This window comes from Haloarcula sp. KBTZ06 (genome assembly GCF_048595605.1).
Lineage (GTDB): Archaea > Halobacteriota > Halobacteria > Halobacteriales > Haloarculaceae > Haloarcula > Haloarcula hispanica.
This window is the reverse complement of record NZ_CP184337.1, coordinates 187,646-207,674: the sequence shown is the minus strand read 5'-3', so window position 1 is coordinate 207,674 and position 20,029 is coordinate 187,646. Positions and strand designations below refer to the sequence as shown.

The 20,029-nt window shown below is 64.8% G+C and carries 26 protein-coding genes; 11 read left to right on the top strand and 15 right to left on the bottom strand.

Annotation, left to right across the window (positions count from 1 at the left end; translation table 11 throughout):
* The first annotated feature begins 91 nt into the window (after nt 1-91).
* On the top strand, nt 92-1,339 hold the full coding sequence (locus tag ACNO8S_RS01090) for an aminotransferase class V-fold PLP-dependent enzyme (RefSeq protein WP_420182354.1): 1,248 nt from the start codon (nt 92-94) through the stop codon (nt 1,337-1,339).
* A 110-nt stretch (nt 1,340-1,449) separates the two neighbouring features.
* Entirely contained in the window at nt 1,450-1,989 is a 540-nt protein-coding gene (locus ACNO8S_RS01085; RefSeq protein ID WP_014039350.1) for a cupin domain-containing protein, read from the top strand.
* 24 nt (nt 1,990-2,013) lie between these two features.
* Here ACNO8S_RS01085 and ACNO8S_RS01080 read toward each other — a convergent pair whose 3' ends face one another.
* Nucleotides 2,014-2,490 carry a protein-tyrosine phosphatase family protein gene (locus tag ACNO8S_RS01080; protein ID WP_023843100.1) on the bottom strand — a complete coding sequence of 159 codons (477 nt, stop codon included), beginning with the start codon at nt 2,488-2,490 and terminating at the stop codon, nt 2,014-2,016.
* Between the two features lie 159 nt (nt 2,491-2,649).
* Here ACNO8S_RS01080 and ACNO8S_RS01075 point away from each other — a divergent pair, with 159 nt between their 5' ends.
* Together ACNO8S_RS01075 and ACNO8S_RS01070 are read left to right on the top strand one after the other, a co-directional pair.
* Entirely contained in the window at nt 2,650-3,078 is a 429-nt protein-coding gene (locus ACNO8S_RS01075) for an iron-sulfur cluster assembly scaffold protein (RefSeq protein ID WP_008311217.1), read from the top strand.
* 57 nt (nt 3,079-3,135) lie between these two features.
* The gene (locus ACNO8S_RS01070; RefSeq protein ID WP_050037467.1) at nt 3,136-3,897 is read left to right on the top strand and encodes a class I SAM-dependent methyltransferase; all 762 of its coding nucleotides are present in this window, start codon (nt 3,136-3,138) and stop codon (nt 3,895-3,897) included.
* A 19-nt stretch (nt 3,898-3,916) separates the two neighbouring features.
* Here the strand turns inward: ACNO8S_RS01070 and ACNO8S_RS01065 are convergent, their stop codons facing one another.
* Nucleotides 3,917-5,926, bottom strand: coding sequence for a heme-binding protein (locus ACNO8S_RS01065; RefSeq protein WP_420182353.1), 2,010 nt, complete (start codon nt 5,924-5,926; stop codon nt 3,917-3,919).
* A gap of 123 nt (nt 5,927-6,049) precedes the next feature.
* Here ACNO8S_RS01065 and ACNO8S_RS01060 point away from each other — a divergent pair, with 123 nt between their 5' ends.
* Nucleotides 6,050-6,976, top strand: coding sequence for a S49 family peptidase (locus tag ACNO8S_RS01060; RefSeq protein ID WP_014039345.1), 927 nt, complete (start codon nt 6,050-6,052; stop codon nt 6,974-6,976).
* Nucleotide 6,977: 1 nt separating this feature from the next.
* The gene (locus ACNO8S_RS01055) at nt 6,978-8,054 is read left to right on the top strand and encodes a DUF4350 domain-containing protein (protein ID WP_050037465.1); all 1,077 of its coding nucleotides are present in this window, start codon (nt 6,978-6,980) and stop codon (nt 8,052-8,054) included.
* Nucleotides 8,055-8,132: 78 nt separating this feature from the next.
* On the opposite strand, the gene ACNO8S_RS01050 is transcribed toward ACNO8S_RS01055, so the two are convergent.
* The 5 genes from ACNO8S_RS01050 to ACNO8S_RS01030 form a co-directional block, all read right to left on the bottom strand.
* A complete protein-coding gene (locus tag ACNO8S_RS01050; protein ID WP_014039343.1) occupies nt 8,133-8,450 on the bottom strand; it encodes a DUF5783 family protein in 318 nt (105 codons plus the stop codon).
* Between the two features lie 123 nt (nt 8,451-8,573).
* A complete protein-coding gene (locus ACNO8S_RS01045) occupies nt 8,574-8,807 on the bottom strand; it encodes a hypothetical protein (protein WP_014039342.1) in 234 nt (77 codons plus the stop codon).
* 95 nt (nt 8,808-8,902) lie between these two features.
* The gene (locus ACNO8S_RS01040) at nt 8,903-10,366 is read right to left on the bottom strand and encodes a single-stranded-DNA-specific exonuclease RecJ (RefSeq protein ID WP_014039341.1); all 1,464 of its coding nucleotides are present in this window, start codon (nt 10,364-10,366) and stop codon (nt 8,903-8,905) included.
* Nucleotides 10,367-10,441: 75 nt separating this feature from the next.
* Nucleotides 10,442-10,987 carry a hypothetical protein gene (locus tag ACNO8S_RS01035; protein ID WP_014039340.1) on the bottom strand — a complete coding sequence of 182 codons (546 nt, stop codon included), beginning with the start codon at nt 10,985-10,987 and terminating at the stop codon, nt 10,442-10,444.
* A gap of 4 nt (nt 10,988-10,991) precedes the next feature.
* Complete coding sequence (locus ACNO8S_RS01030) at nt 10,992-11,246, bottom strand: hypothetical protein (RefSeq protein WP_023843099.1); 255 nt, start codon at nt 11,244-11,246, stop codon at nt 10,992-10,994.
* Between the two features lie 216 nt (nt 11,247-11,462).
* Between ACNO8S_RS01030 and ACNO8S_RS01025 the strand changes: the two genes are divergently transcribed.
* Nucleotides 11,463-12,188: a PspA/IM30 family protein gene (locus ACNO8S_RS01025; protein ID WP_420182352.1), complete on the top strand. Its 726-nt coding sequence runs from the start codon at nt 11,463-11,465 to the stop codon at nt 12,186-12,188.
* A gap of 36 nt (nt 12,189-12,224) precedes the next feature.
* Here ACNO8S_RS01025 and ACNO8S_RS01020 read toward each other — a convergent pair whose 3' ends face one another.
* From ACNO8S_RS01020 to ACNO8S_RS00995, 6 genes are all read right to left on the bottom strand, one after another.
* Nucleotides 12,225-13,013: a uroporphyrinogen-III synthase gene (locus ACNO8S_RS01020; protein ID WP_420182351.1), complete on the bottom strand. Its 789-nt coding sequence runs from the start codon at nt 13,011-13,013 to the stop codon at nt 12,225-12,227.
* Nucleotides 13,013-13,774 carry a uroporphyrinogen-III C-methyltransferase gene (gene cobA / locus ACNO8S_RS01015; protein WP_014039336.1) on the bottom strand — a complete coding sequence of 254 codons (762 nt, stop codon included), beginning with the start codon at nt 13,772-13,774 and terminating at the stop codon, nt 13,013-13,015. Before cobA ends, ACNO8S_RS01020 begins: the two co-directional genes overlap by 1 nt.
* A complete protein-coding gene (hemC, locus tag ACNO8S_RS01010) occupies nt 13,771-14,925 on the bottom strand; it encodes a hydroxymethylbilane synthase (protein ID WP_420182350.1) in 1,155 nt (384 codons plus the stop codon). Before hemC ends, cobA begins: the two co-directional genes overlap by 4 nt.
* A 56-nt stretch (nt 14,926-14,981) precedes the next feature.
* Nucleotides 14,982-15,254 (bottom strand): hypothetical protein, encoded by a 273-nt coding sequence (locus ACNO8S_RS01005; protein ID WP_151102832.1) that lies wholly within the window; start codon nt 15,252-15,254, stop codon nt 14,982-14,984.
* Nucleotides 15,255-15,317: 63 nt separating this feature from the next.
* Nucleotides 15,318-15,863 (bottom strand): CDP-2,3-bis-(O-geranylgeranyl)-sn-glycerol synthase, encoded by a 546-nt coding sequence (locus ACNO8S_RS01000; protein WP_151102831.1) that lies wholly within the window; start codon nt 15,861-15,863, stop codon nt 15,318-15,320.
* Between the two features lie 160 nt (nt 15,864-16,023).
* Nucleotides 16,024-16,398, bottom strand: coding sequence for a NifU family protein (locus ACNO8S_RS00995; RefSeq protein ID WP_014039332.1), 375 nt, complete (start codon nt 16,396-16,398; stop codon nt 16,024-16,026).
* Nucleotides 16,399-16,543: 145 nt separating this feature from the next.
* Between ACNO8S_RS00995 and ACNO8S_RS00990 the strand changes: the two genes are divergently transcribed.
* On the top strand, nt 16,544-17,068 hold the full coding sequence (locus ACNO8S_RS00990) for a helix-turn-helix domain-containing protein (RefSeq protein WP_014039331.1): 525 nt from the start codon (nt 16,544-16,546) through the stop codon (nt 17,066-17,068).
* Between the two features lie 28 nt (nt 17,069-17,096).
* On the opposite strand, the gene ACNO8S_RS00985 is transcribed toward ACNO8S_RS00990, so the two are convergent.
* Nucleotides 17,097-17,570 (bottom strand): DUF6789 family protein, encoded by a 474-nt coding sequence (locus ACNO8S_RS00985; protein WP_014039330.1) that lies wholly within the window; start codon nt 17,568-17,570, stop codon nt 17,097-17,099.
* 148 nt (nt 17,571-17,718) lie between these two features.
* Between ACNO8S_RS00985 and ACNO8S_RS00980 the strand changes: the two genes are divergently transcribed.
* Nucleotides 17,719-18,291 (top strand): peroxidase-related enzyme, encoded by a 573-nt coding sequence (locus tag ACNO8S_RS00980; protein ID WP_014039329.1) that lies wholly within the window; start codon nt 17,719-17,721, stop codon nt 18,289-18,291.
* A 25-nt stretch (nt 18,292-18,316) separates the two neighbouring features.
* Here the strand turns inward: ACNO8S_RS00980 and ACNO8S_RS00975 are convergent, their stop codons facing one another.
* Nucleotides 18,317-18,484: an FmdB family zinc ribbon protein gene (locus ACNO8S_RS00975; protein WP_014039328.1), complete on the bottom strand. Its 168-nt coding sequence runs from the start codon at nt 18,482-18,484 to the stop codon at nt 18,317-18,319.
* Nucleotides 18,485-18,628: 144 nt separating this feature from the next.
* Here ACNO8S_RS00975 and ACNO8S_RS00970 point away from each other — a divergent pair, with 144 nt between their 5' ends.
* Both ACNO8S_RS00970 and twy1 read left to right on the top strand, forming a co-directional pair.
* Nucleotides 18,629-18,766 (top strand): hypothetical protein, encoded by a 138-nt coding sequence (locus tag ACNO8S_RS00970; RefSeq protein ID WP_004964745.1) that lies wholly within the window; start codon nt 18,629-18,631, stop codon nt 18,764-18,766.
* A gap of 82 nt (nt 18,767-18,848) precedes the next feature.
* On the top strand, nt 18,849-19,829 hold the full coding sequence (gene twy1 / locus ACNO8S_RS00965; protein WP_044951627.1) for a 4-demethylwyosine synthase TYW1: 981 nt from the start codon (nt 18,849-18,851) through the stop codon (nt 19,827-19,829).
* The last annotated feature ends 200 nt before the right edge of the window (nt 19,830-20,029 follow it).

The following is a 20,029-nucleotide window of genomic DNA, read 5'->3' as shown; positions in this document are numbered from 1 at the left end:
CTGTCACATTGACTGGCCGCACTCTCGTCGAACCGTTCCGTAATACCTGCGACCGAAGGAATGTTGCCTGTCGAGTCCCTGTATAGAGGTAATGGGACATTCTGAATCCGAGCTCTTGGACGTAGAGCGTATCCGCGAGGACTTCCCCATCCTCCAGCGCGAATTCGACGGCGAGCAGGTGGTGTACCTCGACAACGCGGCCACAACGCAGACGCCCGAGCCGGTCGTCGAGACCATCGCTGACTACTACCGGACGACGAACGCCAACGTCCACCGCGGCCTCCACCAACTCAGCCAGGAGGCCAGCGTCGCCTACGAGAAGGCCCACGACCGCGTCGCCGAGTTCATCGGCGCGTCGGGCGAGCGCGAGGAAATCGTCTTTACGAAGAACACGACGGAGAGTGAGAACCTCGTCGCCTACGCCTGGGGCCTGAACGAACTCGGGCCAGAAGACGAGGTCGTCCTCACGGAGATGGAACACCACGCCTCGCTGGTCACCTGGCAGCAGATCGCCAAGAAGACCGGCGCGACGTGTCGGTACATCAGCGTCAAGGAGGACGGCACGCTCGACATGGACCACGCCCGCGAGATCATCACCGACGACACGGCGATGGTCAGCGTCGTCCACGTCTCGAACACGCTCGGCACGGTCAATCCGGTCTCGGAGCTGGCGGACATCGCCCACGACCACGGGTCGTACATCTTCGTCGACGGCGCGCAGTCGGTCCCAAACCGCCCAGTCGACGTGGAAGCCATCGACGCTGACTTCCTGGCCTTCTCGGGCCACAAGATGGCCGGTCCGACCGGTATCGGCGTCCTCTACGGCAAGAAGCACCTGCTTGAGGAGATGGAGCCGTACCTCTACGGCGGCGAGATGATCAAGAAGGTCACCTTCGAGGACGCTACCTGGAACGACCTCCCCTGGAAGTTCGAGGCCGGCACGCCCGTCATCTGCCAGGGCATCGCGCTGGCGGAGGCCTGTGACTACCTCGACGACATCGGTATGGAACGAATCCAGCGCCACGAGGAACAACTCGCCCAGTACGCGCTTGAACAACTCCGGGACGAAGGCGACGTGGAGACGTACGGCCCGTCCGCGGGAACGGAACGAGGCGGTCTGGTCGCGTTCAACCTCGATTCGGTCCACGCCCACGACCTCTCCTCGATCCTCAACGACTCCGCCGTCGCCATCCGCGCCGGCGACCACTGCACCCAGCCCCTCCACGACAAGATGGGCGTCCCCGCCTCCGCACGAGCCTCGTTCTACATCTATAACACGCGTGAAGAAGTGGACAAGCTCGTTTCAGCTATCGACGACGCCCGCCAGCTGTTCGCGTAATCCCACTCGCAGTCTCCGTCGGAGTTGCGGAGTGATTTATTGGCAATTTTTTACATTACCGCGGTGCACGCCACCTATATGACACACCGCCGATAACTTTCGGCGGAACAATGACTGATACCGATGAAGCGGAGCGGCCGCTGACGCCGGAAGCCCTCGATTACACGCACCTTCCCGATCAAACGATGTACAAGGTGTCGCTCGACGACGCCAGCCACTTCGAGCAGGGTGGGGACGACATCCGGACGTACCCGGTGTGTATCACGAACGAATTCAAGTTGCTGTACTTCGAGATGGACCCTGGCGCGGTCATTGACTGGCACACGCACGCACCCAGTTTCGACGAGGTGTGTCTGTGCCTCGATGGTGCCGCCAGATACACGCTGAAACGCGAAGACGGAAGCGAGCAAGTAATCCGGGCTGAACGACTCGAGTTCGTCTATCTACCCGGTGGGGCACGACACAAGATAGAATCTGTGGGAGAAACCAGTCACGAGGGACTGGTCGCAATGCCGTCGGACTCGGTCGGACGCCTCGAATTGCTCGAAGGGAATGAGCCGTACCAGACAGAGGACTGGCCGGTTGCGCTGTGGGTCGACCGAGTCCGCGACGAAGTCGTCACGAAAGACGAGAACGCCGTCACGGAGTAGGTCCAATAGGTACGTATCGGGAAATCACGGGTCCGCAGCGAGGTAAATGACAGCTAGCTCATAGAGAGCGGGGTTCGGCGTCGCAATCGGCCGGGCCTCCTGTACAGCCGCCAGCGCGTTCGAGAGCGGGCGGTCCTCCTCGGCGGCGATGGCCGTCGCAAGCAGCGTCGAACTCCGGGAGACGCCAGCCTTGCAGTGAATCAGTGCCGGACCGTCCGCTCGGACGAAGCGCCGGGCGGTATCGACGGCCGCCTCGAACGCCGCCCACTCGTTCCCCGGGCCGTCAGTGAGCGGATGGTGGGCGGTCGTGAGCGGGTACGCCTCGCTCGTCGCTGAAAGCACGTAGTCGAAGGACTGGTCGTGTGTCTCGGGTCGTGCCGCGTGTTTGTTTCCGAGATACAGCGACCGGTCGCCAATCTGTCGGATTACCGGCGCATCGCTGACGAACCCCACGGGTCGGACAGCACAGTCGGTCGAAGCCGAAGCGTCGTTCTGCCCCATGTGTTGACAGAACGAGCTGCGATAGTAAATACTGCCTACTGACGGGAGAGCGTCGGTCAGTGCTCACAGACCGTCGGGGCGGTCCCTGGCGAAGGAAAATACATGCGAACCGATACCTCGGAACGCTTTTCCGACTGACAGCCGTATCTTAGTTCAATTATGGGTATCGGTGGCTCGGATATGTACCGGCAGCAGATCCTCGATCACTACAAGAACCCGCGGAACTACGGGGAGATCGAGGACCCGACGTTTACCCACATCGGCGAGAACCCGATGTGCGGCGACGAGATACGGATGGATGTCGTCCTCGACGAGAGCGAGGAGACCATCGAGCAGGTCGCCTTCCAGGGCGACGGCTGTGCCATCTCCCAGGCCTCCGCGTCGATGCTCTCACAGGAGCTGGCGGGGATGGCGGTCGAGGACCTGGAAGCGATGGACCGCGACGACATCACCGAGATGCTCGGTGTCGACATCTCGCCGATGCGGGTGAAATGTGCCGTCCTCGCCGAGAAGGTGGCCCAGGACGGAGCGGAGATCTACTTCGGCGAGAAGGACATCGACCGGACGACGACCGAAGACGACGACTGAGACGGAATCACACACCGACAGTACGCTTTTCATTCCACTCGGGCGATAGCCCAGTCAATGCCGGAAAACGAGTGGGACCCCGACGACTACGACGGGGGACACAGCTTTGTCGCCGAGTACGGAGCGGACGTGGTCGAGTTGCTGGACGCGCAGCCGAGCGAGCGCGTCCTCGATATCGGCTGTGGCACGGGCCACCTGACGGCCGAAATCGCCGACCGGGGTGCGGCTGTGGTCGGCATCGACGCCGCCGAAGAGATGGTCGCTCAGGCTCGCGAGCAGTACCCCGACCTGACGTTCGAGGTCGCCGACGCCCGGGACTACGACCCCGGCACGTTCGACGCTGTCTTCTCGAACGCCGCACTGCACTGGATACCCAGCGACGACCACGACGCCGTGTTGTCGATGGTCGCCGAGGCCTTGGACGAAGGCGGTCGCTTCGTCGCGGAACTTGGCGGCCAGGGGAACGTCTCACAGGTCGAAACAGCGGTCCGTTCGGTACTCGCCGAACGGGGCTACGAGACCGGGAACCCGTGGTATTTCCCGAGCCTCGGCGAGTACACGTCGCGTCTCGAAGCGCACGGACTGGAGGTCACCGCAGCGTGGCTGTTTGACCGTCCGACACCGCTTGAAGGCGGTAGCGCGGGCTTGAGAGAATGGCTCGAAATGTTCGGCGATTCGGTGCTGGCTCCGGTCCCCGAACGCGACCACGGAGCCGTTCTGGACAGTATCGAGGACCGGCTGCGACCGACGTTATACGACACCGAGACTGAGACGTGGACCGTCGACTACCGGCGGCTGCGGTTCGTCGCCAGTCACTAACGAACAGTTGGCCTCTGATTCAGGCCAGGAAGACGTGCCGCGGTCGGTCAGCCAGTACGTCGCGACCCCAGTCGACCGTCTCCGAGAAGTCGTCCGAGCGGAAGAACGCCATCGCATCCTCCTGTGAGTCCCACTGGCTCGCGATGAACATGTCGTTCGCGTCGTCGTGGTTGAACAGCAGCGAGGTCTCGCGGTGGCCGTCCATCTCTTCGAGCAGGCCGCCGACAGTGTCGAACTTCTCGACGAAGTCGTCGTGGTACTCGGGCTTGACCGTGTAGAACATCCCCATCGTCCCGAACCCGTCGCCCTCGCCGTGGCGGCCGACGACACCGGACAGGTCGGTGAGGTAGTCGCTGGCGGTCTGGGCGGCGTCTTCGGTGTCCCACAGCGACGCGACAGCCGCGACATCGCCGTCGGTGTCGCCGTACACCGTCGTCTGGACGTGGGTGTCGTAGCGGTCGAACGCGCTCCGGAGGTCTGCGACTTCCTCGTCGAGCGTTTCGGCGTCAGCTTCGGAGTATACGACCAGCGCGTACACGTCCTCGCCGTGCGGTTGCCCGGCGTAGACGCCCGCCGACTCGAGCGACTCGCGGATGGACTGCGACGACTCGGCGGTCTGGGCGTCGCTGTTGGCCTCGGTCTCGCTACTCTCGGCACCCTCGCCGAGCGGGCCGCCGAGTTGCTCCTCGACGCCGTCGATATCGGACAGGAACCCGGCCGCCGTCTCGGCGGCGTCTTTCGCCGTCCAGATGCTGACGACGTAGGTCTGGCCGCTGTCGGCGCGCACGGCCGTCCGGACGTGGCGGTCGTAGTGGTCGAAACTGCTCTCGAGGTCGGACACGTCGTCGACGATGTCCTCCGCATCCGCCGAGGAGTGAAACACCAGCGCGTAGTCCCCGGCGTCGTACGCCTCACCTTCGTGCAGTCCCAGCCGACCGAGCCGCTGTGCGGCGTCGTCGACCTCTTCGAAGTCGGCCGAGACGTCCGGCCGGCCGCCCGAACTGCTCGACGACCCCGAGTCATCCCCGTCGGACGATTCCTCCGAATGCGGATGGTCACCCTCGCTGGCGCTGCCGGGGTGGGCACCGCCGTGACTATCGGTGTCCCCGCCGGCGTGTGCCCCGGCCTGTGCGTCGCTCGCCGTCGGCTCTTCGGCGTGGCTGTGACTCGTGCCGGCATCAGTCGGAGCGTGCTCGTGTTCCGCAACGTCCGCCGGCGTCTCCGGAACCGACTCGTCGTCGGTCGGCACCCGCTGGCCGGCCAGCACGGCCGGCAACTCCGAGGGATCGAACCGCCGGCCGACGTAGAAGGGGCCGAACTCGGCGAACTGCGAGGTCGAGGGGTCAAAGCGCATCTCGGTCAGCAGCTCCTTGATGTGGCGCATGTCGTCGCTCCAGAGCGTGATGCCCCACTCCCAGTCGTCGAAGCCGATGGAGCCGGCGATCATCTGGTTCACGTCGCCGCCGTAGGTGCGGCCGATGTCGCCGTGGCGTTTGATGTGGGCCGCCCGCTCCTCGAAGGAGGTGTCGTACCAGTTCTGGTCGGGCTGGCGGCGCTTGCTCATCGGGTAGAAGCAGACGAACTCGTCGTCGGGCACGTCGGGGTGGAGTCGGGCCTGGATGTACTGGGCCAACCCGGAGTCGTCGTCTACCTCACCCTCGAAGTACTCGCGGGACTTCTCGGTGTAGCCTGAGGCCTCCGTCACGGAGACGTACGAGAACTCCTGTTCGGTGAAGGCGGCGAACTCCGTCTGCTCGAAGTGCCGTTCGGCCGCGTCGAGGTCGCCCATCGTCGGCCGCAGGTGGAGGATCATGATGTCCGCCTTGTGACCCATGACGGTGTACACTGCCGTCTGTCCCTCCTCGGCGTCTTCGACGGCTTCGTACGCGTCGAGGAAGCCGATCCCCTCCGAGAGCGCACGGTCGCGGACTCGCTGGGGGGCCTCGCGCCAGGCGTCCCAGTCGATACTCCGGCAATCGTGCAGCGCGTACCAGCCCTCTTCCGTGGCTGGCGGCTTTCGTTGATCCATAGATATCAGTTGCAGGTCGACAGTAAGGAAACTTCTCATGTCGTTCCGGTCCGGCGACTTCTGACCCAGCAGTTCAGGCTATGCTTTTATTAGGCTAACGTGACAGCGAATCTATGTTGTCGCATGAACAACCCAATCGATAGACGGGTCGCAACTGCCCTCCAATCATATACGGTACTTGCGGTTATCGCCATTCTCATTGGTGCCGCCGTCGTGCCGTATGCGGCGTCGGTCGCCGAGGGTGACGAACAGTACGTCGCTGTAGTGAACATCGACGAAACAATCTCCGGCTCTAGTTCACAGGACACGATACAGGAGCTCCGCGAACTCCGCAGCAACGAGTCGGTCGAAGCGGTCGTCCTCCGGGTATCGAGTCCAGGGGGAAGCGCCGCCGCCAGTGAATCGATGTATCTGGCGGTCAAGCGGCTCTCGGCCGAAAAACCGGTGTATACGAGTGTGAACCAGTACGCCGCTTCCGGCGCGTACTACACCGCGGTCCCGAGCGACCGCATCTACGTGACGCCGGCCAGTCTCGTCGGCCACGTCGGCGTCATCGGAACCGCGCCGAGCGACGGTCTGAGCTCCGCCGCCACCACTGGACCCGACAAAGCCCATCGAGGTATGACGCGCGACCAATACTACGCCAGTCTCGAATCAATGAAGCGGGCCTTCGTCGGGGCAGTCATGACCGAACGCGGTGACAGGCTCAACGTGTCCCGCGAGACTGTCGCTGAAGCGTCAGCCTATCAGGGCGGTCGCGCGGTCCAGACCGGCTATGCGGACGAAGTCGGTGGACTCGAAGCCGCGATAGCCGGCGCGGCCGAAGCCGCCGACCTCTCGGAGTATCAGGTCGTGTACCGCAACCCCGCGGACCCACGGGGGCTGTTCCTGCTCAGTGGCGGGAGTGAAGCCGGTGGGAACGCTACCGTCGCCGCCGAAGGCGCACCGTACACGTTCCAGGGCGTCGACACAGTCCACTTCCTCATGATATACGGCACGCCGGAAAATCAGCAAGTCGTCTACAACAGCAGCGCACAGGGAGGTGCCTGAAATGGCAGCCAATAGCTCAAGTACGGTCGTTCGAGCAGGATTCTTCGTCGGTATCCTCATCCTCTCGGCGGTCGTCGGCACCGTAGCAATCGGCGGTGGTGGTGGCAGTCAGGCGGCCCCCGATGTAACCCAGGTGAACGCCCCGTCGTTCAACAGCGACGAGTCCGTCGCGACGCCGGCAGCCGAGAGCGGTGACCTCTCGATGTCGGCTGACGCGTCCGGGAAGGTCGTCGTTATCGACGTCGCTCACGCCGGCGACATCGACCGCGAAGCGCTCACACCGCTCGTATCGACCCTGACCGAGAACGGAGCGACGGTACGCTACCACGTCGGTGAGCGACAGAGCGGAAGCCCGCTCAACGAGTCACTGCGTTCGGCTGACGCCTTCGTCGTTCTCGGCGCGGAACAGCGCTACACCGAGAGTGAGATGAACGGTCTGACCGCGTTCAGCGACGCAGGCGGTCGCGTGCTCTTGCTGAACGAGCCGTCACAGGCGAGTCCCGCCGGCCTGGGGCTGTTCGGCCCGGTTCGCTCCGATAGCGTGACCATGCCGATGGCCCCACTGGCGAGTCAGTACGGCCTCTCGTACGGGAACGGCTACCTGTACAACATGCACGAGTACGACACCAACTACCAGAACGTCTACGCGACGCCGACGGGCGATACGGAACTCACAGAGGGCGTCGACCGAACGGTCTTCTACGCCGCACTCCCCGTTCAGGGTGGCGACACCGTGGTCACTACGACGGAACAGACAACGCTCTCGAAGACCCGGCGACAGGACACGTACGGCGTCGTTGCCCGCTCGGGGAACGTCGTCACCGTCGGTGACACGAACGTATTCACACAGGAGTTCCTCTACCGGGCCGATAACGAACAGCTAGTCGGGAATCTGCTTGACTTCCTCGTTACAGGCGAGAAATCACCCGCAGACGCACCACAGCCCGCAGACTCCGGCGAGTCCGGACCTGGCGGCTCGCTCCCCGGTGCCGGAACGGGCGGTGGCGGCGCACTGCCGTCCGAGCCGGATTCAACCCCAGCGCCCGAACCGAACGAGACCATGAGGGCCGACCAGTAGGGCGTCACCGCCCGCTCTCGTCGGAGATACCGGCAGAACAGGAATAACGCAGCAATTGCCGAACCGCGGCGAGTGCAGTCAGTCGTCGATGTCGAAGACGCGGCGCAGTTCGCGCTCGATCTCGTCGACGTATTCGGAGAGCACGGCGTCGAGTTTCTCGTCGTCGACGATGATCGCCGAGAGCCGCTCGGTCGGGTTCTCCGGCAGTTCGACACTGAACTCGCCGTCCTCGTAGAACGGCTCCGACTCGTTGAGGACCTGCTGGTCGATCGCGTGGACCAGTTCTGAGTCGTACGCGTCGTTCATCCGCTCGAAGGCGTTCTTGTAGGCCTTCTGGAGCTCCGGGAAGTAGTTCGCGTACTTGTCCTCGAACTTCTCGGGGTCGAACTCTGTCATTGTCAGAACGGTACAGGGCTGGGGATAAAGATGGCCCGATGTTCATACTGTCGGCTGTACGTCTGTGACGAATTTCGCCTCCCAGGGGTGGCGACTATCCAGAGATAGTTACAGCCGACAGTATCACCGTTGTATCGTGCGTGCGTCCTTCTGGGGGAGATACATCGTGAGATACGCGACGAAGCAGATGCCGAAGATGCCACCCAGGACGAGAAAGACACGGATGTCCAGCCTGGCGATAGCTGCGATAATCTCTTGCAGCGTCGTCCGCGGATTCGCGAAGCCGAACGTCTCAGTGTAGGCTAGCAGGCCGGCGACGACGACGAGCGCGATATCGAACAGGCCCCGAGAGTCCATCGTGGGGTGTTCGGAGAAGCGGACGTATAGCTTTTATTGCTGATACTGGTGGCAGCGTCGTCAGTCACCCTACCGCGCTGTTTGTGACGGCTTGGTTACGATACCTGCTCGCTGATAATCTCGTCGGCCGCCTCGATGAACGCCGATTCCTCGCCGGTCGGGATAGTCGCGCCCGCCGCGATGTCGTGCCCGCCGCCATCGCCGCCGACGGCCTGGGCGGCGTCGCGCATCACGACCGAGAGGTCCACGCCTCGGCCGACCAGCGGGCCGGTCGCCCGCGAGGACACTTTCGTCTCGTCCTCGTCGGTGCTGGCAAAGGCGATGATTGGCTTGTCCGAATCGACGCCGTCGGTCCCCAGCGCCATCCCGGCGACGATGCCGACGATGGTCTCGCGGATGGCGTCACCGGCGTCGAACCACTGGACGGTCCCGGCCTGGGTGACGCCGCGCTCCTTGACGAGCGTGAGTCCCTCCGAGAGGTTCCGGCGGTGGTTCGACAGCAGTGTCCGCGCCCGCTCCAGCGGTGCGTCGCGCTCGCCGAGACAGACCGCCAGTCCCACGTCCGCTCGTTCGTAGCGGGCCGTGGCGTTCAGGAGCGTCGAGAACTCGCTCGCATCCCGGAGTTCCGTGCCGCGCGGTTCCGCAGTCAGCGTGTAGGTCGTGCCGATGAGCGTCTCGATCTTGTCCGCCGGGACGCCGCGCTCGACGGCACGCTGGACCAGCCCGCTGGCGACGGTCTGGCGCTCGTCGTCGGAGAGGTCCGCCCACGTCCGCCAGTCTCCATCGGCTTTCAGGTCCAGACCGAGGCCTTCGAGGAACCGCGTCGCGCCAGCCTGATCGTTCGAAATCCCTGGAATCGGAACTTCCGTGGCGTACTCAAGTAGCTTCGGCAGCGGTCGGGTCTGTTTGCCATACAGCGAGAGGTCGGTGCCCTCCTCCAGCACGTCGGCGGCGATGCCCTCCTCGACGAGACCGGCGTTGGCTCCGACGAGTTCCCCGCCGACGGCCTGCATGTCCCCGACTGCGCCGACGACCGCCAGCGCGGCGAGGTCGCGGTTGTCAGTCTCCCCGGTCGAGAGCGCGCGGGCAAGGACGTACGCTGCGCCTGCACCCGAGAGCTCCGACGCGCCGTTGATACCTTCGAGTAGCGGATTGAGATGCGTCTCGAAGTCGGCGTAGCCGTCGGTGTCGACGACCGCGTCGGAGTGGCAGTCGTCCGGGGCCGACGGCTGGTGATGGTCGGCAATGATCGCCTCAAAGTTGCCCGCGGCGACGTGTTCGGAGATCACGTCGAGCTGGCCGGACCCGAAGTCCGTGAACAGCACGGTGTCGTACTCCCGAGCCGCGATGCTCTCGATCTCAGCGGCGTCGAGTTGCTTCTTGAACACGGTCTCGACGGGGATGCCGGCCCGCGACAGCGCCGCGGTGGCGATGGCGGCGCTGGTCAGCCCGTCGGCGTCGATGTGGGAGGCCAGCAACACGCGGTCGGCCGCCCGGAGTCGGTCGGCGCAGGCGGCCGCGCGGTCGGCGAGCGCTGGAACGGGGCCGGTCGTAGTCATCGTACCGAGGATAGGTGCGCTCCGGCATAAAAACGTTCAGACGCGCAGTCAGTCGTCCCGGAGCGGCCTGCCCCGTCAGGCGACCTTCCGCTGGTCGCTGAGCGTGACGGTCCGGTCGGCCGTCTCGACAGTCGTCCGGATGGTTATCCAGCCGTCCGCCTGTTCGATAGCGTAGGCGTCGCGGAACGACAGGTCGACGCGCCGGGTCGTGGTGTAGGACTCGTCAGCTTCGAGCGTCCCCACGTCCTCGGAGCCCTCCCAGACCACGTCACCGTCGTCGGTGGAGTTCCCGGCGTAAATCCGCGTGTAGACGGTGATTTCCGCCGCCGTACTGTTCTGCTGATTCGTCAGCGTGGAAGTCACGTCACGACAGGTCTGGCCACACTCCTCGATGGAATCGACGGTGAACGCAAACGGCGGGGTACTGGCCGCGCCGCCGTCAGCATTGGTTCCGTCCTCAGTGCTGGCGGTATCGCTATCAGGCGTCTCCGTCGGGAACTCCGAGAGGTCCTGCCCGCTGCTTTCCGCCTGGAACGGGCCGAGGCCGGCGACGAACGCGCCGCCGACACCCGCGAGCAGGAGCACGACAGCGCCGCCGACGGCGAGCAGCTTTCCGTTCATCGGTCTACGTCCCGGCCCCTGTCGCCGCCCCACTCACGTCCGAGCCGGGGCTGTCGTCGCTCCCACCGGCGAGGAACTCCTGAATCGCTTCGATGATCGTTGTCACAAAGTCAGGGACCTGATCCGGGAGACCGCCGGGCGGGCCGACGGCGTTCGTCCCGTCGTCACCGTCCACCGCGGGCGCAGCCGCGGCCGCCGCTGTGAAGAGTGTCAGCGCGAGCACCAGCGTGCCGACCGTGCGCAGTAGGGTTCGTGTCATCGTCGTCCATCGATTGATTCCGGCACCCCATCAAGTAGTCAGACGGTAAGCTCGAATAACCGCGGATTTCCGTCGTTTTAGCCGATTAACCCCGTATTAAATCGAGTAATACCCTGTTATTATAATGGCTACAGTCATACGAGGTGACATGAGTGTTGTCACGACCGAGCCGCAGTCGGTATCGCTTCGAGTTCCTGTCCGACCGGAGCAATCCCGATGAGTCTGCTCCGACGGTTCGCGTTCGCCATCCGCGCCAAGCTCAACGCCCTGCTCAGTCGGACTTCGGACCCGGCGGCGGAACTTGACTACTCATACGAACAGATGCGGGACGAACTGCAGGACGTGACCCGCGGTATCGCCGACGTGACGACCCAGAAGAAACGGCTGGAGATACACCGAACCCGGTTGCGGTCGAACGTCGAGAAACACGACACACAGGCCCGGGCCGCCCTGCAGGAGGGGCGCGACGACCTCGCGCGCCGGGCGCTTGAGAAGAAGCAGGTGAACGTCAGCCAGATAACGGATCTGACGGGTCAGATAGACGATTTACAGGAGACCCAGGACCGGCTGGTCGGCAAGCGGGCCGAACTGAGCAGCCAGATAGAGCAGTTCCGGACGAAAAAAGAGACGATGAAAGCCCGCTATCAGGCCGCCGAGGCGTCGGCGCGGGTTTCGGAGGCGTTTACCGGCGCTGGCGACACGATGACCGACGTGCACCGCTCCATCGAGCGCGCGACTGAGCGCACGGAGCAGATGGAGGCGCGCGCGGCCGCGCTCGAAGAACTCGAAGAAAGCGGCCAGCTCGAATCGGTACTCGACGACGGTGACTCCATCGACCAGGAACTCGACCGGCTCTCCAGCGAGCGGGCCGTCGAGAACGAACTGGCGACGCTGCGGGCCGAGATGGACGAGCGCGAGGCCGTCGAAGAGGCCGCAGAATAGCTCCGAAGAAACGCCGAAACCGCCGTCCGAGTCTCGTTACTCGTAGTGTGTCGGGGCGGCCGCCTCGACGGCCTCGCAGGCCAGCGCCTCGAAGTCGGCCTGATCGGGGACGACATCGACCGAGATGCCGGCGTCCTCGGCCGTCTCCCGCGTCGGCTCGCCGATCGCGCCGACGGTCGCCTCGTTCAGCCCGTCGATTGCGGCCTCGCGAACGCCGCGGTCCGCGGCCGCATCGAGGAAGTGCTGGACGGTGAGCGAAGAGGTGAACAGCGCCGCGTCGAGGTCGCCGTCGGCCGCCAAGTCCGCTGAATCGCCCGATTCCGGCGGCCGGATCAGCCGATACAGCACGGTCTCGTGGACGTACGCGCCGGCAGCCTCCAGCCCGTCAGTCAGCACCGCAGAGCCGTGGTCCGACCGGGCGACTTCGACTTTTGTGCCGGCCACCGCCCCGGACAGCGTTTCGACAAGTCCCGTCGAAGAGTACTCCGCGGGGATGATGTCGACGCCGTAGCCGGCCTCGTGAAGCGCCTCGGCGGTCGATTCGCCGATGGCACATACCGTCATCTCGCCGGGGTCCCAGCCGGCTTCGGCGGCGAGTTCGACGCCGGTCTTGCTGGTCAGGACGACGTAGTCGGCGTCGGTGCGCGGCGTGACCGGGCCGTCGTCGCCGTCACCGTCGGTGTCGCCGGCCGCCGCTGGTTCGACCGCCAGCATCGGGTCCGGGACCGGGTCGGCGCCGAGCGATTCCAGCAGTTCGACCGCGCTATCGAGGCGGTCGTCGGCAGGCCTGAAGGCAGCCACGCGGAGGCGCGGTTCCTCGCGCATCAGTACCCCTCCAGGAACTCCACCACCCGCTCGCGCTCGCCGGCCACCTCGCCGATGACGGTGATCGCGGGGGGTTCGATATCGGCCTCATCGCGGACCGAGACGATACTGTCGAGCGTCCCGGTAGCGACTTGCTGGTCCGGCCAAGTGGCACGTTCGACGAGGGCGACCGGCGTATCGGGGTCCATCCCCGTCTCGCGCAGGGCCTCGGTGTACTGCGGCAGTTTGCCGACGCCCATCAGGACGACGAGCGTGCCGCCGGTCGCGGCCAGGGCCTCCCAGTCGACGGCCGATTCGTCCTTCGTCGGGTCCTCGTGGCCGGTGACAAAGGAGACTGAAGACGTGTAATCACGGTGCGTGACCGGAATCCCGGCGGCTTCGGGGCCGGCGATAGCGCTCGTAATTCCCGGAACGATCTCGACGGGAATTCCGTTCTCCGCGAGATGGGCCAGTTCTTCGCCGCCGCGGCCAAACACCATCGAGTCGCCGCCTTTCAGTCGGACAACGGTGTTACCCTCCTCGGCGAGTTCGACCAGTCGGGCGTTAGTGTACTCCTGGGGCGTCCACTCGCCGCCGGCGCGTTTGCCCACGTCTTCGCGTTTCTCCTCGGGAATCATCCCGATGATTTCGGGGCCGGGGAGCTTGTCGTGCAACACCACGTCGGCCTCCTCCAGCAGGCGCTTTGCCTTGACTGTCAGCAGGTCCGGGTCGCCGGGACCGGAGCCGACCAGATACACCTTGCCGGGTGCAGCGTCCGTCATTCCTCGTCTTCCTCCCGCGCCGTCGAAGCGTCGTCGTCTGCCTCCGTCGAGTCCCGCTTGGCCTCGGCGATGAGGTCGTCAGCGCCCTGTTCGGCGAGTTCCGCTGCGAGGTCCTGTGCCGCGTCAATGTGGTACTCGGCCGGGATGTCGCGGCCGACCGAGACCTCCTCGGTGCCGTCCTGTGAGAGTACGCGCACCCGCGTGTGGACGACACCGCCTTCCAGGTGGGCGTGGACGCCGATGGGCGCGACACAGCCGCCGCCGAGCTCTTCGAGAATCGTCCGTTCGACGGTCGTCTCGACGCGCGTCTGGGGGTCGTCCAGCCGGTCTTTGATGTCCAGCGCGAGGTCGCCGTCGACGGCGGTCACCGCCAGCGCGCCCTGCCCCGGGGCCGGCACGAACCGGTCTGGGTCGAGGTCGGACATGCCGACGTAACGCGTGAGGCCGGCCCGGTGGAGGCCGGCCTTCGCCAGCACGATGGCGTCGTACTCGACGTCCGGGTCCCGCTCCATCGCCCGCCGTTCGAACTCGGTGAGGTCGTCGAACCACTCCTCGACCGTGCGGTCGTAGGGGTGTTCTTCTTCTTCGTCAGTGTCGGGGTCGCCAGCGTTGCCCTTCCGCTCCTGTTCGGCCTCGTGGCGCTCCTGATGTTCCTGCTGGAGCGACGGGGCCAGCAGCTTCGCGATGCGCGTGTCGACGTTGCCCCGGAGCGGTTCGACGGTGAGGTCGTCGCGCTCGGCGAGCAACTGTGCCTTGCGTCGCAGGCTCGACGTGCCGACGGTCGCGCCTTCCGGCAGTTCATCGAGCGAGCGGCCGTCCGGCGTCACCAGCACGTCCTCGGCGGCGGCCCGCTCGGGGACCGCCGCGACGACGAGGCGCTCGGGCCGTTCGGTCGGCATGTCCTTCATCGAGTGGACCGCCGCGTCGAGTTCGCCGTCGAGAACCTTCTCGTCGAGGCTGCGTACGAACGCGCCGGTTTTCCCCAGTCGGTGAATGAGCTCGTCCCGTATCTGGTCGCCTGTCGTCTCCACTTCGACGAGTTCGACCGACAGCCGGCGACTGCTCAGCGAATCCCGGACCGTCGCCGCCTGGCGCAACGCGAGGTCCGATCCCCGCGTCGCCAGTCGCAGTGTCTCCCCGCGTGTTGTCATACCCGACACTCCACGGTCAGCGCGTAAAAACGCACTTCTTCGTCGATTCGATGTCGTTACGCAGTCGTCTCGGGGAGCACAGTTCCGAGCACGCACTGCGAAACGAATCCCGCGGCGAACGTCGTCGCGCCGCCGGCGACGAGGGCGAAGTCGATCAGTCTGTTGAGCGTGTCGACGGGACCGACGCTTACCGTGAGGACTACGTACGCGTGCAGGAGCACGTACATGATCGGCAGAAAGACCGCCGTACAGAGCACGCCAGCAGCCGTCGCACGTCTAATGATCGGCGGGGCACGTCTACCGACCGGGAGGGAGGTGGCCAGGGCCATCGAGTGTGCGTTGTGGGCGATAGAAGTAGTTCTATTGGAAAACGCCACGGGCCGCTACAACTGTTACCACGGCTCGTTTTTCAGCCCGAGCAGGTAGGCGAGACCGTTGGTGACGACGTGTAACACCGGCGTCGCGACGACAACGACGACCAGCACCGGGAGCGTGAACGTCTCGGTGAACCACGACGGCGCGGCCACAAGCGCACAGAGCAACGCCCCGACGACGAAATCCAGTTGATCCAGTCCGGGGAACGCGGCGCCGCGCTCGCGGCCCGTCCGGCGTTTGAGGAATGACGCGCCGATGTCCCCGAGCATCGCGCCGAAGGCGAGTCCAAGCCCCGCACGGAGCGGAAACGTCGGGAGGTCGGTTCCCAGGGCAGCGCTCACGCTGGGCGCGGCCTGTGTCAGTCCGAGCGCGAGCAGTGTCCCGGCGGCGGTTCCGATCAGTGTCCCGCGCCAGGTCTTGCCGTCGCCGAGCACCCGCCGCCCGCCCCAGGTCCGACCGCCGTCTATCGGTCTGCCACCGCCAGCGAGTACCGCGGCGTTGTTCGGGATGTACGCCGGCAACATCGCCCACAGCGCCCAAACGACCGTATCGACCGTCTCCATATCCCCGCCGTCTGGCCCCGTCGTCTTAATCTGTGTGACTCGCTGCTGCAGTGATGGTTGCTTGCGCTGGTTCGGATGCGACGAGCCAGAGACGGCGACTCACAGAGACGCTTCCACACCTGCGGCTAGCCACGAATCTAAAAAAGATCGAGAGCTGGCCTCAGAACGGCGCTTCGGGGCCTTCGTCTTCGTCGCCGCCGACGTCGCCGCCGCGGGACTCGCCGGGGAACGAGGGGCTCATGCCGCCGCTGCCGCCGGACATCCCTTCCTGCTGTTCCATCCCGGTGCGCGCGGTGACCTCGTTGATCTCCGGGATCTCCTTGGTCATGCGCGTCTTGATGGCCTGGATGGTCATCGGTGAGATGCCACAGCCGGAACAGGCGCCGCCGAGGCGGATCGTGACGCTGCCTTCCTCGCGGTCGATCTCCTCGATGGCCGCGCTCCCGCCGTGCATCTGGATCTGGGGGAAGTTGCGACGCAGGAAGTTCGTGATTCGCTCGCGCAGGTCGTTGGCGTCCTCTGTGTCAGTGCTCATAGTGAATTGTATTCCGTCCCGGGAGGGCTTAGACCTTTGGACTAACATCTATATGACGGGCGAGAAACCGCGACCCGCCGGCACCCGCCCGTAGTTACTCCGACCATACCTGAAGCTTCTACCGGCGGGGTGAGTAGCCCGTCGTATGACACCCTCCGCCGACGAACCGCGACTGTTCGAGTGTGCGACCTGCGGCGGCATCGGTATCGGCGAGAACCGGCCGGAGTGCTGTGGCCAGCCGATGGCGGCGACCGAGGCGACGGACGCGGCGGTCAGCGAGCCGTCGCTCGAAACCCTGCTGCAGACCGTCTTCGAGATGTCCGGTACCGAGCTGGACGTCTGTCTCTGCGTGATGGAGGGCGGTGAGTTGACCGTGGCAGCACTGGCCGAACAGATCGGCTACGACCGGAGCGTCGTCGCGCGCCATCTCAACCATCTCGCGGAGTTCGGCGTCGTCGAGAAGCGCCGGCGAATCAGGCCGGAGGGCGGGCATGTGTACGTCTACACGCCACAGCCGCCTGAAGTAGTGCGTGAGCGGCTCCGCGGGGAGTTCCTGTCGTGGATTCGGCTGGCGACTGCGCAGTTGGACGACCTGCAGCGCGAGAAGGTCGAGGCGATAGCCGACGCCAGAACCGACGAGCGACAGTGGACCGTGTTTCAGGAGCAGTAGCGGCGACCGCGACGGCTCAGGTTGGGTCTCAGATGCGGTCCACGGTCGCGGCGTAAACGACCGCGAGGACGCCCCCGTAGACGACGTGCCACAGCAGCGACGGCGGCGCGAAGTTCGGGAACGGCGGGGAGGCCGGCGAGCCGACCGCACCGAGCCAGACTGGCATCAGAAGCGCGGCAAAGAGCACCCAGGTGGCGACGCCCCAGCCGACGCCGAGCCCAAGCAGTTTGCCGGACGATTCCAGATTGAGGACCCTCGCCAGCCCGGCGAACATCACGCCCATCACGGCCCCATGGGAGAGGTGGACGACGAGGCCAGCCGCTGGGCTCGGCGGCGGCGCGAGCCCGTACAGGGACGGGATTGCGACGGCGAGCGTCGCGGTGTTCATCACGAGAATCAAGGCACCCATCACGGCGCTCCCGGCGATACCGCCGAGCACGCCGGCTTTCCAGTTGCCGGTACTGACGTCGTACGTCTGTGTCGTCTCTGTCGTCGTTGACATGCATACGAACGGTCGCGCCGCCTAGCAAAAGAGCCGGCGTGGCTGTTCGACCTCGTGCCACGTCCCCGGAAGAACTATACAGCAGCTCTCGCCAGCCATGGCCAGACAGGCAGCTAACTTTCAAGCCGCGGCCGGACGGACGTGTGGTATGGCAGACTCCGACACAGTGATGGCTCGGTTCGAAACCCCCGACATCGACGACCTCCCCGAAGACCTGCAGGAACGCATCGAAGAGGAGACCGAACGCGCCGGCTTCACGCCGAACATCTTCCCGGCGATGGCCTATCGTCCCTCGCACTTCCGGGCCTTTTTCGCGTACCACGACGCGCTGGTCGAGCAGACGGCGCTGGAACGCGAGGAAGTCGAGATGATAATCGTCGCCGTCAGCGGCGTCAACGACTGCCTCTACTGTATCGTCGCCCACGGTGCGCTGCTGCGTATTTACGCCGACGCACCCAAGCTCGCCGAACAGGTCGCCGCGAACCACCGAACTGCGGACATCAACGAGACGCACAAGGCGATGCTGGATTTCGCGGTGAAGCTGACAGAATCGCCCGCCCGTATCGAGGACGCAGACCTCGAACGGCTGGAGGACCACGGCTACAGCCGCCGCGCGATCTGGGACATCGGCAGCGTCGCCGCCTTCTTCAACCTCTCGAACCGGCTGGCACAGCTCGCCGACATCCGTCCGAACGACGAGTTCTACGATCTGGGCCGCTGACTCGGGGCTTAGTGGCACCCCAACCTCACGCTGCTTCGGCCGGCCGCACCGCCCCAGCGCCACACTCCGGACAGGTCAGGTCCTCGACTGTCGCCACGCGCTGTGCGAACTCGGTCCCGCAGTCGTCACAGCGGAACCGGTAGTGCTGGTCCCCGGAGCCGAACAGCTCGGAGACCGTGTCAAGCACACCCATACTATGTACTCACTATCCGGAGCCCCCAAAATCTTCCGGCTGAGATACATCTCCGCCGGGATTTGATACATATAGCATACATCACAGCGCGTATCTATACACCTAGTAGTTCTGGTCTTGCCTATCAGGGGCATCCACAGGTGTATGAACAAAACACTCTATCTGATGCAGAAGGACAGCGAAACCCGAATCGAAGTTGACGACGATGGCTACGACCGGATCATGGAGAACGGCAACGTCGTCGGCCACCACATGAGCAACCCCATCGTCAAGCTGACGTAAGTTGCCACACGCGGTCCGAGCGTATCGTGACTGACGCGCAACATCCGGGAGTTTTTGCCGCTGGCTGTTGAAGCCGACAGCAATGAGTGACGCCGACGGCGGTCCGAAGCAGGTCTCGGACCCGGCCTACCACAGCGAGAACCACACGGCCGCCCAGACCTGCGGCTGGACGAAAAACGCCCTTCGCGGCGAAGGGAAGTGTTACAAGTACATCTTCTACGGTATCGAGTCCCACCGCTGCATCCAGATGACGCCGGTCGTGAAATGCAACGAGCGGTGCGTGTTCTGCTGGCGGGACCACGCCGGCCACGCCTACGAACTCGGCGACGTGGAGTGGGACGACCCCGCGGCGGTCGCCGACGCCTCCGTGGAACTCCAGCGGAAACTGTTGTCGGGCTTCGGGGGCAACGATGAAGTCCCGCGCGAGGTGTTCGACCAGGCGATGGAACCGCGCCACGTCGCCATCTCGCTGGACGGCGAACCCACGCTCTACCCGCACCTGCCGGAACTCATCGAGGAGTTCCACGACCGCGACATCACCACCTTCCTCGTCTCCAACGGGACCAACACGGAGATGCTGGAGCGGTGTGACCCCACGCAACTGTACGTCTCCGTCGACGCCGCCGACCGCCAGACGTTCGACTCGACGGTGCAGGCGATGGAGGACGACGCCTGGGACTCGCTCATCGACACGCTGGACGTACTGGCCGAGAAAGACGACACCCGCACCGTCATCCGGACGACGCTGGTCAAAGGCCACAACATGCACCACCCCGAGTGGTACGCGGCGATGTGTGACCGGGCCGATGCGGACTTCGTCGAGATGAAGGCGTACATGCACGTCGGCCACTCGCGGGGCCGTCTCGACCGCGACTCGATGCCCGACCACAGCGAGGTCCGGGAGTTCACACGAGAGATGGGCGAGTACCTCCCCGACCACGACGTGCTGAAGGAGGTCGAAGACTCCCGCGTGGCGATGCTCGCCGAGGACGAGAACACATGGGTTCCGAAACTGGAGAAGTCGAGCGAGTTCTGGGAGCAGGATTCGCTCGTCGAGTACTGAGTGCCATGTACGACATCGGGACGCAAGTCGAGCGGAGTGGGACCACAATGCGAACAGCGAAACCGTGAGCGAAGGCAGTCGCTTTTTCGCCTGCTCCGTTGAATAGCGGTTAATCCGCTTGTTCTTACAGATCCAGAGGAATGGAACCGGTGGGTTTGATTCTGTCCTATCGAGAGCGCTCTTTTCGAGTTTGCGTAGGA